12 protein-coding genes and 1 pseudogene are annotated in these 14348 nt (G+C 72.0%); 3 read left to right on the top strand and 10 right to left on the bottom strand.

Features of this window, described 5'->3' with window-relative positions; genetic code table 11:
* Window positions 1–164: 164 nt before the first annotated feature.
* The 3 genes and pseudogenes from AC068B_RS08630 to AC068B_RS08640 all read right to left on the bottom strand — a co-directional run.
* Window positions 165–1154: a malate dehydrogenase gene (locus tag AC068B_RS08630; RefSeq protein WP_356251395.1), complete on the bottom strand. Its 990-nt coding sequence runs from the start codon at window positions 1152–1154 to the stop codon at window positions 165–167.
* 1081 nt (window positions 1155–2235) lie between these two features.
* Window positions 2236–2715: a DUF2690 domain-containing protein gene (locus AC068B_RS08635; RefSeq protein ID WP_478670313.1), complete on the bottom strand. Its 480-nt coding sequence runs from the start codon at window positions 2713–2715 to the stop codon at window positions 2236–2238.
* A gap of 498 nt (window positions 2716–3213) precedes the next feature.
* A pseudogene (locus tag AC068B_RS08640) lies at window positions 3214–3423 on the bottom strand (helix-turn-helix domain-containing protein); the annotation flags it as partial.
* Between the two features lie 706 nt (window positions 3424–4129).
* On the opposite strand from AC068B_RS08640, the gene AC068B_RS08645 reads away from it, so the two are divergent.
* Complete coding sequence (locus AC068B_RS08645; protein WP_478669954.1) at window positions 4130–4432, top strand: hypothetical protein; 303 nt, start codon at window positions 4130–4132, stop codon at window positions 4430–4432.
* Window positions 4433–4435: 3 nt separating this feature from the next.
* On the opposite strand, the gene AC068B_RS08650 is transcribed toward AC068B_RS08645, so the two are convergent.
* The 4 genes from AC068B_RS08650 to AC068B_RS08665 form a co-directional block, all read right to left on the bottom strand.
* Window positions 4436–5134, bottom strand: a complete 699-nt coding sequence (locus tag AC068B_RS08650) for a response regulator (protein ID WP_478669955.1) — start codon at window positions 5132–5134, stop codon at window positions 4436–4438.
* Window positions 5135–5150: 16 nt separating this feature from the next.
* Window positions 5151–6323 carry a sensor histidine kinase gene (locus AC068B_RS08655; RefSeq protein WP_478669957.1) on the bottom strand — a complete coding sequence of 391 codons (1173 nt, stop codon included), beginning with the start codon at window positions 6321–6323 and terminating at the stop codon, window positions 5151–5153.
* A gap of 330 nt (window positions 6324–6653) precedes the next feature.
* Window positions 6654–7148, bottom strand: coding sequence for a DUF3017 domain-containing protein (locus AC068B_RS08660; RefSeq protein WP_478669959.1), 495 nt, complete (start codon window positions 7146–7148; stop codon window positions 6654–6656).
* An 18-nt stretch (window positions 7149–7166) separates the two neighbouring features.
* The gene (locus AC068B_RS08665) at window positions 7167–8021 is read right to left on the bottom strand and encodes a bifunctional methylenetetrahydrofolate dehydrogenase/methenyltetrahydrofolate cyclohydrolase (protein ID WP_478669960.1); all 855 of its coding nucleotides are present in this window, start codon (window positions 8019–8021) and stop codon (window positions 7167–7169) included.
* 256 nt (window positions 8022–8277) lie between these two features.
* Between AC068B_RS08665 and AC068B_RS08670 the strand changes: the two genes are divergently transcribed.
* Entirely contained in the window at window positions 8278–8901 is a 624-nt protein-coding gene (locus tag AC068B_RS08670; RefSeq protein ID WP_478669962.1) for a hypothetical protein, read from the top strand.
* Window positions 8902–8998: 97 nt separating this feature from the next.
* Here AC068B_RS08670 and purH read toward each other — a convergent pair whose 3' ends face one another.
* A complete protein-coding gene (gene purH / locus AC068B_RS08675) occupies window positions 8999–10588 on the bottom strand; it encodes a bifunctional phosphoribosylaminoimidazolecarboxamide formyltransferase/IMP cyclohydrolase (protein ID WP_478669964.1) in 1590 nt (529 codons plus the stop codon).
* Complete coding sequence (gene purN / locus AC068B_RS08680; RefSeq protein WP_478669965.1) at window positions 10585–11223, bottom strand: phosphoribosylglycinamide formyltransferase; 639 nt, start codon at window positions 11221–11223, stop codon at window positions 10585–10587. Before purN ends, purH begins: the two co-directional genes overlap by 4 nt.
* Window positions 11224–11513: 290 nt before the next feature.
* Between purN and AC068B_RS08685 the strand changes: the two genes are divergently transcribed.
* Complete coding sequence (locus AC068B_RS08685) at window positions 11514–12344, top strand: hypothetical protein (protein WP_478669968.1); 831 nt, start codon at window positions 11514–11516, stop codon at window positions 12342–12344.
* Between the two features lie 25 nt (window positions 12345–12369).
* Here AC068B_RS08685 and AC068B_RS08690 read toward each other — a convergent pair whose 3' ends face one another.
* Window positions 12370–14322 carry a cell division protein PerM gene (locus AC068B_RS08690; RefSeq protein WP_478669969.1) on the bottom strand — a complete coding sequence of 651 codons (1953 nt, stop codon included), beginning with the start codon at window positions 14320–14322 and terminating at the stop codon, window positions 12370–12372.
* Window positions 14323–14348 lie beyond the last annotated feature (26 nt).

Here is a 14348-nt window from a genome sequence, read left to right on the forward strand (position 1 = left end):
ACCCCCGATGCGCCGGCCGCCTCGGCTCGCGGGCGAGCCGGAAGCAGCGGCGCTTTCAGCGTACGGGCAAGTACTCCCCTGTGTCGTACGCCAATAAGACCGCCCCCCGGCGGCCTTGTCGGCTGTCGGAGGGCGGTCTCTCAGTCGCGTTCGTACGCGGCGACTCAGATGAGGCCGAGACCGCGGACGGCCTCGCGCTCCTCGGTGAGCTCCTGCACGGAGGCGTCGATGCGCGTACGCGAGAACTCGTTGATCTCCAGGCCCTGGACGATCGAGTACGCACCGTCCTTCACGGTCACCGGGAAGGAGGAGATGAGACCCTCCGGAACGCCGTACGAGCCGTCCGACGGGATGCCCATGGAGGTCCAGTCGCCCTCGGCCGTGCCGTTCACCCACGTGTGGACGTGGTCGATGGCGGCGTTGGCGGCGGAGGCGGCCGACGAGGCGCCACGGGCCTCGATGATCGCGGCACCGCGCTTGGCGACGGTCGGAATGAAGGTGTCGGCGAGCCAGGCCTGGTCGTTGACGACCTCGGCGGCGTTCTTGCCCGCGATCTCCGCGTGGAAGACGTCCGGGTACTGGGTGGCCGAGTGGTTGCCCCAGATGGTGAGCCGCTTGATGTCGGCGACGGACGAGCCCGTCTTCTTCGCCAGCTGCGACAGGGCGCGGTTGTGGTCCAGACGGGTCATCGCGGTGAAGCGCTCGGCCGGTACGTCCGGGGCGGCGGCCTGCGCGATGAGCGCGTTGGTGTTGGCCGGGTTGCCCACGACCAGGACCTTGATGTCGTCCGCGGCGTTGTCGTTGATGGCCTTGCCCTGCGGCTTGAAGATGCCGCCGTTGGCCTCGAGGAGGTCACCGCGCTCCATGCCCTTGGTGCGGGGGCGGGCGCCGACGAGCAGAGCCACGTTGGCCCCGTCGAAGGCAACGTTCGGGTCGTCACTGATCTCGATCGAGTTCAGCAGCGGGAAGGCGCAGTCGTCGAGCTCCATGGCGGTGCCCTCGGCGGCCTTCAGCGCCGGCGTGATCTCAAGAAGGCGCAGGTTGACCGGCACGTCCGCGCCGAGCAGGTGGCCCGAGGCGATGCGGAAGAGCAGCGCGTAGCCGATCTGGCCGGCCGCGCCGGTGACGGTGACATTCACGGGAGTGCGGGTCATGGCGATCTCCGTAAGACAGCTGGCGGTGGGGTCCCTGGTCTCGTACGTGGATCCCCTTGTTCCTGGATCCCCGCCGACGCCTCGTCGAGTCCTCGATCGCCTCTCGATGATCGATCTCTTGGCATCAAGAGAGATCCGCCGTCAGGCTATCGCGCCCCGGCGACACCTTGCCGCCGGGTCGGTGTGGCCCGGCCCACAGCTTGCGCCGCCCCCTAAAAAAGGGGGCGGCCGCCACGAGGGGGGGGGAGCGTGGCGGCCGCCGTGGGGGTGTGACCACTCCCGTGGGGGTACGGTTCGCTTGCCCTCGCGATCCCATGTCATGCCCCCCTCTTTCAAACTTTCTGCCCACGACGGCAACGCCGTTCGCTGACCAGCGAGTTCACCCCCAAGAGAGCACGGCCGTGACCGCCCTGCGGGGGCAGGGACCTCAGGGCACCCCGCGCCGCCCGCCGGGGCAGAAGCACCAAGCCCGCCACTCCACGGCGGATCCATCCCACCCACCCGTTTGCCCCGCGACATCCAGCGGGGGTAGGCGGCGGGTGGGTTTACCCGCAGCCCGTTGAGCGCGGGGACGGGTGGGTGGGATTGACCCACAGCCCGTTCGGCGGGAGCACGAGCCGGTGGGATTGACCCGCAGCACGTTCAGCGCGGGCAGGGGCGGGTGGGATTGACCCGCAGCGTCCCGCGGAAGCACGGGCGGGCGAGGGGCTGGCTCGGAGCGTTCAGCGGAAGAAGCGCGGGTGGGTGGGGCGAGCCGTAGCGCGTTCAGTGGGGGGCGGGGCTGCCCCACAGCGTGTCCGGCAGGAGCAAGGGCGGGCGGGGGACCTCCACAGCCGCCAACGCAAGTGAGTGGGAGACGCCCTCAGGTACCAGCCGGGCAACGCCCGCCGGGCCGCAGTCGCGTACGAGACGGGAGGGGACGCGGGGGTATGTGCGCACGGAGCACCGAGCACACCCTGACAGCCAGAAGCTCTACAGACGTGGCGCAGGGATAGCGAGTACGTACATACCCCCGCGGCCCCGCACCCACAGACGGGCCCAAAGCGACCCGCGCCCCACCGGCCCGCAGGCACCAGGCCGACTACTCCGTGCAGCCCGTCTGGCCAGACGTCAGCGTCGCGCACGCCTTCGCCGCCGTCCCCGACTCCGCCGCCACCATCGGCGTATACGCGTCGAAGTCCTCGTTCACCGTGCTGTTCTGCTTCGCCCCGGCCCCGCCGCCCGACCCCGTGATCGTCAGCTCGTCCCCCGGCGTCGCCTGCGTGATCCGCGCCCACGCGGCCCCGCACGTCTTGCTGTACCGCACCTCGACCAGCGTCTTCCCGATCGTCGCCCGCGACGTCGTCTTCGCCAGCTCCCCGCCGCAGCCCATGTTCTCGGGATCCTTGCCCGCACAGTCCTTGCCGCTGCACTCGACCCCGGCGGGCAGATCCGTGTCGCTCTTGCTCGGCGTCACGGAAGGCTTCGCCTCGTCGTCGCCCTTGTCGTCGCCACCGAACCCGGTCAGGAAGACCGCCGCCGCGATGACCACGAGGGCCCCGACCACACCCGCAAGGAACATCGTCAGTTTCCGCCGCCGACGCTGCTTGTCGGGCGACGGGGGCGACGACGGCGATGGCGACGGTGCACCCTTGGGCCCCCCAGGACCCCCCGCACCTCCACCCCCACCCCCACCCTCACCAAAGGCAGACGCAGAGACATCACCGTACGAACTGGACGCCCCGTACGAGCCGACAGAAGCGGGCCCCACCGTCGGCGACACCCCAGCCGGGCCCGCCACTCCGGTCACGCGCCCGGCGCCGCCCCCGGCCCCGTTGCGCGCAACACCCCCACCCCCCGGAGGAGGGGACTGAGCGGGCCGAGAAGGAGCGGACGCCTTCCCAGGCGCCTTACCCGGTGCCTTCGCACCCCCACCCAACGGATCAGGCCCCAACTCCCCCAACGCCGCCCGCGCCTGCGAAATGCGAATCGCCTGCATCGTCATGTCGTGCCGCATCTCGGAACGGCTCCACGCCCGCTCCGCCAGCTCCCACATGGTGATGAGGTGCACGGGCGGCGTCCCCGTCACCTCGGCCAGCGCGACGATCGCCCCCTTGGGCGCGAGCAGCCGCCCGTTCAGATAGCGCTCCCACGACGTCTTGCTGTAGCCGGTCCGGTCGGAGACCGCCGCGATGCTCAGACCGCTGCGGTCGACCAGCCTGCGCAGCTGGCTGGCGAACTCCCTGACCTGCGGGTCGAGCTCGTCCGGTAGCGCCTTCCAACGAGGCATTACTCCCCCTATTCCCCCCGTGCGTGCCTGTTCTGCCCCCGCGCCGCCCCCGCGCCGACCCCTGCGCTGCCCCTCCGTTCTGGACTACCCAGAGGGATGCGCGGAGCCAGGATGTCAGTTCCCGGATCAGGGGCGCACGGGAGCATTCGGGCCACCGGCGGGTACCGGCGGACACCGCCGCGCTCCCCGCGGTACCGGGCCAGTGTCCCACCGCCGCACCCCTCCACAATGCGGAACCCCAGGTACCGGCCGAGACCTCCCGAACCTTCCGGAATACAGCATTCATCCCACCCTCGCGCCCGCCCCCACACCCACCCCCACACCCGCTCACGCCCCCCTCGCACCCCCGGGCACCGCCCCTGACCTGCCGCGGACCGTTGCGGAATGGTCACCTCCGTGACACAGCGCCTTGGCATCCCTTGAACCTGCTTGGCGCGTCCATGACTCTGGATCACGAGCGGAACACACCGCTTACATCGGGAGATTCCAGCGGGAAGCACCCTTCCGAACGGCGGTGCCCGCCCTCTCACGGGGGTGAGGGCGGGCACCGTCCCCGAAAGGGCGACTTCGGCCACGTCTTGCGCCCCGGGAGCCGCCGCACTCGGCAGAGTCGGCCCAACAACGGCACGCGTACACGTACACACGTACACGTACACACGTAGACGCCTACACGCGCACGTACGCACCCCCCGAAGGGACCCCACCCATGAACCACCGCCACGGCCAGCGGCTCGCAAGCGGCATCATCGCCGCCACCGCCCTCCTCGGCGCCACCCTCGCGATGCCCACCGCGGCCTCTGCGACTTCCGGCACCGCGCCCGCCTGCGTCAAGCGGGACGTCATCAAGCACCGCAAGTACGTGAAGGTGACCAACCTCTGCGGCCAGGCCATGCACCTGAAGGTCGTCATCGACTGGGGCAGCGACTCGCCGTGCCTCACGTACCAGAACAAGGAGCAGTGGGAGTGGAACTGGGGCCGCGGTTCCTACGGCAAGGTAGTCACCTGCTGAGCCTCAACACCCACCTGCCCCCGGTGTGACAAGCCCCGACTCATAGGCCACCACGACCGCCTGCGCCCTGCTGTCCAGGTCGAGCTTGCTCATCGTGCGGTTGAGGTGGGTCTTGACCGTGGCCTCGCTGATGTAGAGCCGCTCGGCGATGTCCGCATTGGTGAGGCCGCGCGCGATCAGTTTCAGGACCTCGACCTCGCGCAGGGTCAACGCCCCGAGGTCGGGGGGCGTTTCGCCCTCGTCGGCCCCCGGCCCCGCCCCCGCCGTCTGCCGCGCGAACGCCTCGACGAGGCGCCGCGTCACGCTGGGCGCGAAGAGCGCGTCACCGCTGCCGACCGCCGCCACGGCGGCGAGCAGCCGCTCCGGCCCGGAGTCCTTGAGCAGGAACCCGGAGGCCCCGGCGCGCAACGCCCCGTACACGTACTCGTCGAGGTCGAAGGTCGTGAGGACCAGCACGCGCGGCGCCGGTTCACCGGCCTGTTCCAGGATCTTCGCCGTCGCCGTGATGCCGTTCATGCCCGGCATGCGGATGTCCATCAGGACGACGTCGGGACAGGTCCGCGCGGCGAGCGCCACGGCCTCGTCGCCGTCGCCCGCCTCGCCCACGACCTCGATGCCGGGCGCGGCCCGCAGCAGCCCCACCAGCCCCGCACGGATGAGGAACTGGTCGTCGACGACGAGCACTTTGATACATGCGGTCATCCGGTGGTCACCCGGCTCATTGCGTTGCGTCGTCCCCCCGCGCCGCGGCCCTCGCCGAGGTCGGCAGGGTGAGCCGCACGGCGAAACCCCCCTCGCTCAGCGGGCCGATACTGATCGCCCCGCCGTAGAGCTTGGCCCGCTCCCGCATCCCAATCAAGCCGTGTCCACTACCCGTCCGCACTCTGTCCTGAATCACCCCCTCTCCGTCATTGGTCACCGAGACCTCGATGTAGCCGCGCTTGTAGGCGAGTTCGACGGTCGCCGCGGCTCCGTGGGCGTGCTTCAGTACGTTGGTCAGCGCCTCCTGCACCACGCGGTACGCGCAGAGTTCCACGCCGGGCGCCACCGGCCGCGGCGTCCCCGTGACCCGCAGTTCGACGGGGACTCCCCCGGTGCGGACCCGCTCGACCATCTCGTCGAGGCGGGCCAGGCCCGGCATCGGGGCCTCGGGGGCGTCGCCGCCGTGCTCACCGTGCTCGCCGTCCTCGGCCCGCAGCACCCGCAACATGCGGCGCAGCTCTTCGAGCGCCTCGCCGCTGGTCCCCGATATCGTGCCGAGCGCCGCGCGGGCGGTGGTGGGGTCGGAGCCGAAGACGAACGTCGCGAGGCCCGCCTGGACCGAGATCACCGACATGTGGTGGGCGACCACGTCGTGCAGTTCGCGCGCGATGCGCCCCCGCTCCTCCGCGACCTCGCGTCTGGCCCGCTCGTCCTGTTCGCGCTTCAACTGCCGGGCGAGTTCGATCGACCGGCGGGCGACGTACCCGAAGCGCCACAGGACGAGGGAGAAACCGGCGGCCTGGCCGATGACCGACGGCATCGAGGCGTCCTCGCTGATCACACCGGCGTAGATCCACACGGCGGCCATCAGCGCGGTGCAGGGGAGGGAGACGCGTGGGGGCCGAAGGGAGGCGACCGTGTAGACGGTGAGCATGGGGCCGAAGCTGCCGACCACCGGCCAGTAGCCGACGGTGACGTACACGAACCACGCCAGATGCACGACGAGCAGCACGGCGAGCGGGGCTCTGCTGCGGACCGCGACGGGCACGCAGATCAGCGCGACCAGGGCGTATCCCAGGGGGTCGAGGGCGATCCACCCCTGTTTGACGGACTCGTCCCCGAGCAGCACGGCCACCGTGGTCAGGGCGACCGCGATCAACGCGTCGACTGCGAGGGGGCGGATCCGCATCGCCGCAGCGTAACGCGCAGATGGGGGGCGGAACGTCAACCGGTCGCGGTACCGCGGAAGTTGTAGGAACCGGCCGTCTACCGCCGCTGGAGCAGGCGGAGTTCCACCCAGGGCGTGATGACGCGGCCGACGACCCGCCCGTAGTTTGTGGGACCAGCACCACAGGACCGCGGCCGTCGGGAGACCGCACGGGGGAAGGCCCGGTCCGCCTGACGGTGGCCCGTCCCCTCGGGGGAGGACGGGCCACCGTCAGGCGCCTGCACGTACGTGATCCGCGGTATCCGCGTGCGAACACCGCGTACGCCCAGCGCGTACGCCCAGCGCGCACGTCTAGATCGTGTAGTGCAGCGTGTCGTCCAGGAACGGGATCTCCAGCCAGGGCTTGGGCTGCGCCATCATCGCGAGGAGCGCGATGGCGAGGCCCAGCGCCCCGTACGTGACCATGTCCGTGAACCGCGAGCGCACCGCGAGCATCCCGACGTCCGGCAGCGCCCAGCGCAGCACGGCGCCGCCGATGAGGGCGACGCCGATCAGCAGCGTGCCGATGCGGAACACGTCGAGGGCGGTGAGCAGCAGCCCGAGCCCGACCATCGAGACGACGCTGAGCAGCGGCCACTGCCGGGCCGGTGCGGGAGCGTCGCCCGCCGCGGCACGGCCGCCGCCCTCGGGCCGCGCGGTGTCACGCGTGAACAGCGGGAAGCGGCGCGATACCTTCCGCGGCCGCCCGTCCGGGCCGGGCGCGCTGACCGTGCCCTTGGCCAGGGGAGTCTCCGGGCTGGGGCTGCCGCCCGGTCCGGCTTCTGAAGAACTCTGGGCCTCGCTCATGGCCTCGCCTCTTTCCGTTCAGCGCGCGGCGCGTTCCGCGGCCTCGACGACGTTCACCAGGAGCTGGGCGCGGGTCATCGGGCCGACGCCGCCCGGGTTCGGGGAGATCCATCCCGCCACCTCGGCGACGCCCGGGTGGACATCGCCGACGATCTTGCCGTTCTCGTCACGGGAGACGCCGACGTCCAGGATGGCGGCGCCCGGCTTCACGTCCTCGGGCTTGATCAGGTGCGGCACGCCCGCCGCGGCCACGATGATGTCCGCCCGCTTGAGGTGGGCGGCGAGGTCACGGGTGCCGGTGTGGCACTGGGTGACCGTGGCGTTCTCGGACTTGCGGGTGAGCAGGAGCGGCATGGGCCTGCCGATGGTCACACCGCGGCCGACCACGACGACCTCGGCGCCCTTGATCTCCACGTCGTGCTGCCGGAGCAGCCGGATGATGCCGTACGGGGTGCAGGGCAGCGGCGCAGGCTCGTTCAGGACGAGGCGGCCGAGGTTCATCGGGTGCAGGCCGTCGGCGTCCTTGTCCGGGTCCATGAGCTCCAGGACGCGGTTCTCGTCGATGCCCTTGGGGAGCGGGAGCTGGACGATGTAACCGGTGCAGGCCGGGTCCTCGTTGAGCTCGCGGACGACTGCCTCGATCTCCTCCTGGGAGGCGGTGGCGGGCAGTTCGCGCTGGATGGAGGCGATCCCCACCTGCGCGCAGTCGCGGTGCTTTCCCGCGACGTACTTCTGGCTGCCCGGGTCGTCGCCGACCAGGACGGTACCGAGTCCGGGCGTGACGCCCTTCTCCTTCAGGGCCGCCACGCGGGCGGTCAGTTCGGACTTGATCGCGGCTGCGGTGGCCTTGCCATCGAGAATCTGGGCGGTCATGACCCCATCTTCCCGGATGAGACCCGCCCGGTACCAATCAGGGCGCTCCCCTGGCGCCACGGTGGTTCACCCGCTGATCAGCGAGGTTGCACTTGCACAACGCATAGGGAATGCGGCTGGACAAATAAGCCATGCCTAAAGAACGATGTGCGGCACAGTGCCGCGGGCAGTGTCGGGGGGACGGACCGCATCTGTAACACCTTCCTCCGTGGTGTGCCGCGTCGTCCCCGCACCACCTGACGGAGGAAGACCGCCCATGAGTTACGGCGACCCGAACAACCCATACGGGCAGCCGCCCCAGCAGCCCCCGGCCGCTCCCGGTTACGGCTATCCCCAGCAGGGCCCGCCCGGCATGCCGCCGCAGCAGCCCTACGGCTACCCGCAGCAGCCGGCGTACCCCGGCTACCCGGGCGGCAACATGATGCAGCACTCGATGCCGGGTCTCCTGGTCACCGCGCGCGTCTTCCTGTTCCTGATCTCGTCGGTGCAGATCCTGGGTGCGATCGGCTTCCTCTACCTCGCCGCCATCGCCAACGACGTCTCCGACAGCGCCGACGACTTCGGGCTCGACGACGCGGGGATCGGTGACGCGGCGACCGGCGTGTTCGTCATCCTCGGGCTCATAGTCGCGGGTCTCGCGGCCCTGTCGATCACGCTCGGAGTGAAGTTCAGCCGCGGCGGCCAGGGCGTGCGCATCACCACGGTGGTGTACGGGGCGCTCGGCGCCATCGTCGGCCTGATCTACCTCTTCGTCGGCCTGGACACGGGCCTCGCCTCCGCGGTCATCGGCCCGCTGATCTGGCTGGTCTTCGGCGTCATCATCACCCTGGCACCCGTTGTCCCCAGCGGCACCGCCTGGTTCAACCGCCCGCGCTACTGAGCGAGTCGGGAACGTACGACGATGGCCGCGCCCCCTGCGAGGGGCGCGGCCACCGTCGTCTGTACGTCACGTCACGTCAGGTCGCCACCGGGCCCGCTCAGTGGAAGAAGTGCCGCGTCCCCGTGAAGTACATCGTGACGCCCGCCTTCTTCGCCGCCTCGACCACCAGCTCGTCGCGGACCGAACCGCCCGGCTGCACCACGGCCTTGACGCCCGCGGCGGTCAGGATCTCCAGCCCGTCGGGGAAGGGGAAGAACGCGTCGGACGCGGCGTAGGCACCCCGCGCACGCTCCTCGCCCGCCCGCTCGACCGCGAGCTTCGCGGAGTCGACGCGGTTGACCTGGCCCATGCCGACGCCGACGGAGGCGCCGTCCTTGGCGAGCAGGATCGCGTTGGACTTGACCGCGCGGGACGCCTTCCAGGCGAACGCGAGCTCGGCGAGCTCGCCCGCGTTGAGCGCATCGCCCGTGGCGAGCGTCCAGTTGGCGGGGTTGTCGCCGTCGGCCTGCAGCCGGTCGGTGACCTGGAGCAGCGCGCCGCCGTCGATCTGCTTGACCTCGACCGCGTTCGACGGCGCCTGGTGGGCGCGCAGGACGCGGATGTTCTTCTTCTTGGTGAGGACTTCGAGGGCGCCGTCCTCGTACTCGGGCGCGACGATGACCTCGGTGAAGATCTCGGCGACCTGCTCCGCCATCTCCTTGGAGACCGGGCGGTTGACGGCGATCACGCCGCCGAACGCGGAGAGCGGGTCGCAGGCGTGCGCCTTGCGGTGTGCCTCGGCGACGTTCGCGCCGATCGCGATGCCGCACGGGTTGGCGTGCTTGATGATCGCGACGCAGGGCTCGTCGTGGTCGTACGCGGCACGGCGCGCGGCGTCCGTGTCCGTGAAGTTGTTGTACGACATCTCCTTGCCGTGCAGCTGCTCGGCCTCGGCCAGGCCGCCCGTGCCGTCGACGTAGAGCGCCGCGCCCTGGTGGGGGTTCTCGCCGTAGCGGAGGACGTTCTTGCGCGCGTAGGTCGCGCCGAGGAAGTCGGGGTGACCGGAGTCGTCGGCCGCCGCGTAGCCGTCCGCGAACCAGGACGCCACCGCCACGTCGTATGCCGCCGTGTGCTGGAACGCCTCTCCCGCGAGCCGCTTGCGCGCGGTCAGGTCGAAGCCACCGGCCTTGACGGCCGCGAGCACGTCGGCGTACCGCTTCGGGTCGGTGACGACCGCGACCGAGGGGTGGTTCTTGGCGGCGGCGCGGACCATGGAGGGGCCGCCGATGTCGATCTGCTCGACGCACTCGTCGGGCGTGGCGCCCGAGGCGACGGTCGCCTTGAAGGGGTAGAGGTTCACGACGACGAGCTGGAAGGGCTCGACGCCGAGCTCCGCGAGCTGCCGCTGGTGGTCCTCCAGGCGCAGGTCGGCGAGGATGCCCGCGTGGACCTTCGGGTGCAGGGTCTTGACCCGGCCGTCCAGGCACTCGGGGAAGCCGGTGAGCTCCTCGACCTTGGTGACGGGCACCCCGGCGGCGGCGATCTTCGAGGCGGTCGAGCCGGTGGAGACGAGTTCGACGCCCGCCTCGTGCAGCCCGCGCGCGAGCTCTTCCAGGCCGGTCTTGTCGTAGACGCTGATGAGAGCGCGCTTGATGGGGCGCTGCGCGGCGTCGTTCGCGTTCGCGGCGTTGTTCGCTTCGGCGGTCACGGGATAAGAACCTTTCGTCCCTCAATGCGGTAGCCGTGCCGGGCCAGACGCCCCACGACATCGACGAGCAGCGTGCGCTCGACTTCCTTGATGCGCTCGTGCAGAGCGCTCTCGTCGTCCTCGTCCCGGACCTCGACCACGCCCTGGGCGATGATCGGGCCGGTGTCGACGCCGTCGTCGACGAAGTGGACGGTGCAGCCGGTGACCTTCACGCCGTACGCGAGCGCGTCGCGCGCACCGTGGGCCCCCGGAAAACTGGGCAGCAGCGCGGGGTGCGTGTTCACGAACCGCCCGCCGAAGCGCGCGAGGAACTCCTTCCCCACGATCTTCATGAACCCGGCGGAGACCACCAGGTCGGGGCCGTGCGCGTCCGTCGCCTCCGCAAGGGCCGCGTCCCACTCGTCGCGGGTCGCGTGGTCCTTCACCCGGCAGACAAAGGTCGGGATCCCGGCGCGCTCGGCGCGCTCCAGGCCCGCGATGCCGTCACGGTCGGCGCCCACGGCGACGATCTCGGCGCCGTAGCCCTCCGTCCCCTCGGCGCGGATGGTGTCGATCAGGGCCTGGAGATTCGTGCCCGACCCGGACACCAGCACGACGAGGCGCTTGGGGCGCGCGACCACAGCGCTCTTGGCCACAACGGGGCCCTTTCTCGGAGGATGCGTCTTCGAAGGTGCGTCTTCGACGACGTGTCTTTGTACGGTCGTACGAAGGCTTCGGGTCCCGCGATACGGGGAACCCTACGAAGCGGCCGACCGCCAGCAACGATACCGGCACCCGGAACCGCCCCTCACGGGACGGGGGCGCGGGCGGAAGGTAGCGTCTGTGGGGAAGCGCCTGAATACCAAAGAACGCCGCGTTGTCGAGCCGCACAACGGCTCTGCCACGGCCCTGCCAAGGGCCCTACCAAGGGGAAGACGCACACCTGATGCCGGACCGTAGCCGCCCTTCGTCTCCGCCGCAGGACCCGGAATCCCAGGGACCGGAGTCCCGGGGCTCGGGCGCCCAGGGAACGGGCAAGGACGACGACAACCCCTTCGCGCCGCCGCCCGAGGGGACACCGGACCGGCCGTGGCAGCCGCGCCGCCCCTCGGACGACTCCGCCCCTGACGGCGACGGTTCCGGCGGCAGCCAGGGTTCCCCCTGGGGAAGCCAGTGGAGCGACCGTCAGCCCGGCCGCTCCCAGGGCGGCTTCGGCGACCGGCCCCGCCAGCAGAACGGCCCCGGCCAGGAGGGCCCGTCGGCGCCCGGCGGCGGCAACAACGGCGGCGGCATGCGCTGGGACCCGACGGACCCGGCCCAGCGCCGCGCGCGGTACGCCCTGCTCTCCGGCATGTGGGGCTTCTTCTTCGCCCTGTTCGGCTGGCGGTACGTCGCGCTGCTGCTCGGCGCGCTCGCGGTGATGTGGGCCGTCCAGGCGCTGCGGGCGAAGAAGCGCACGCCGGATCCGACGGCTCCGGCACCGGCAGCGGCGCAGGCGCCGGACGCCGCCCCGCCGACCGCCACGACCACCACGACCGCCGCCCGGCCGCCGCAGGCCGAACCGGCGACGAGCACGAGGCCGCAGACGACGGCCGCGATCAGCGGCCTGGTGACGGGTGCGCTCGCGCTCCTCATGGTGGCCGGTACGTTCACGGCGCAGCTGGTGTACCGGGACTACTACACGTGCGTGGACGACGCGCTGACCAGCGCGTCGCAGCAGTCCTGCGAGGACCTGCTGCCGAAGCAGCTGCGGCCGCTCCTGGGCGAGCAGGACTAGCTGAACTCAGAGGGGCTGAGGGGACTCAGAGGGACTCCGGGGGCCGCGTCTGCCGCTCCCAGAGTCGCTCCCCCTCCTCCTTGAGCGCCTGCCAGCGCGCCTCGCGGGCGGCTTCGTCGTACCAGGAGGGGGGCGGGGTCGGCGGCGGGGGTCCGGAGGGCTCGTACGAGGGGTTCGGCGTCTCCGGGGGTTCGTGGACCTCCAGGATCTTGGGGTCTTCTAGCGGCTCCGGGATTGCCGTCGGCTCTGGCTCGCCCTCCTCCGGAACACCGCCGACGGCAGGCTCAGCCGCCTCAGCCGCCCGCCCGTGCCACGGAAGCCGGACGTGCGGGATCCAGGGCCGCGCCTTCTGAGGACGCGGCAGCCGCAGTGAAGGCAGCGTGAGCCGCGGCAGCCGCACCCGCCGCTTCTCACCGGAAAGCCCGGCCGCCCCGACTGCCCCAGACAGCCCGGTCACCCCGGCTGCCCCAGACGACCCGGCCGCCCCGAATCCCCCGGACAGCCTGGCCGCCCCAGACAGCCCAGTCACTCCGGCTGCCCCAGTCACTCCAGCTGCCCCAGACGACCCGATCACCCCGGGCACCCCGGCCACCCCCCGCTCCCCACCGGACGCCACCCTCTCCACTCCCTCCGGCAGGTCCAGCCGCTGCCTCCGCCTCCGCAGCCGCCACGCCCGCAGCCCGAGCGCCACCGGCACGCCGACCAGCAGCGACCAGCCCAGCGCCGCCGCCCCGGTCTGCCACCACACCGGGCCGAAATCGGACAGCACCGCCACACCCATCGGCCCGCCCGCGAGCGCCGCGAGGCCCGCCGCCGCCGTCCCGCACACCACCGACGCCATCGCCGCGCCCGCGGCCGTCCGGCCCCGCGACCACACCTCGTTCGGCTCGCCCGAGCCCGACGCGGGCGCCGCCGCCCGGACCACGCACCACGCGATCGCGAGCCCCGCGCCCACCGGCACCGCCGCGGCCGACCAGGTCAGCGGCGAGCCGGGCCCCGCCGTCGGCAGCGCCGCGAGCAGCGGGAAGGGCGGCAGCAGGGGCGCCGCGCCCGCGGTGAGGGGCCCGGCGACGGTTCCCGTGCCGAGCGCGAAGCCGGGGCCGAGACCGTAGGCGGCGCCCCACACCGCGGCGTTCGGGACCAGCGCGAGGGCCAGCAGAAGCACCGCGAGCCGCCCCGACCACACGTCTGTCACCTGCGTGAACGACGTCTGCACCGGCCCCGCGTGCAGCACGAGCGACACCGCGACGAGCAGCGCACCGCCGCCCACGAGGACGCCGGTGGCTGCCGCCCCGGCCCGGACGACGGCCACCGCGAGGCGGCGGGCGAGGAAGCCTCGTACGAGAGCGGCACGGAGCGAGACCCGTACCCCCTCCGGCAGGGCGGCCAGCGGGCGGCGCAGGGCCGCGGGGAGCGGCCCGTGCGGGCGTCCGCGGGCCGTCCACACGCCGAGCCCGGCCGCGCCCGCCGCGAGGACCGGCACGTGCACGGCCGCGCTGATCCAGTCGGGCCGCAGCTCGCCGCCCGCCGCGTACAGCGCCGCGGCCACGCCGACCAGCAGATACCCGGCCACCACCCCGGACCACGCCGTGCGCGCCGCGTGCCCGCGGCCCTCGGGCGCCGCCGCGTCCCGTGCCGCCCGGTGCAGCAGCCAGCCCGGCAGGACGACGAGCAGCAGCGGCGTCACGCCGACCGGCGCGGGCGCCCCGGAGAGCGTGTCCGTCCTGATCAGGTCCGTGCCGTGGGCCAGCAGCCACAGCCCGGCGGCGACGTGCAGCGCGCCGTCGGGACCGCTGTCCGGGTAGGGCGAGCTGATCCACAGCACCATCACCAGTACGGCGAACGAGCCGAGTCCGAGGCCCGCGGCGATGGCCCCGCCCAGCACGCAGGTGGCCAGAGCGGGAGAACGGTCGCGGGCCCGTCCGCGCAACGGTTCCACGGGCGGCGACGAGGCGTGGGGATCGGTCGTCTGGGTCACCCGGCCATGCTCCCAACGACACGCGC

It is taken from the genome of Streptomyces sp. NPDC042371 (assembly GCF_056437465.1).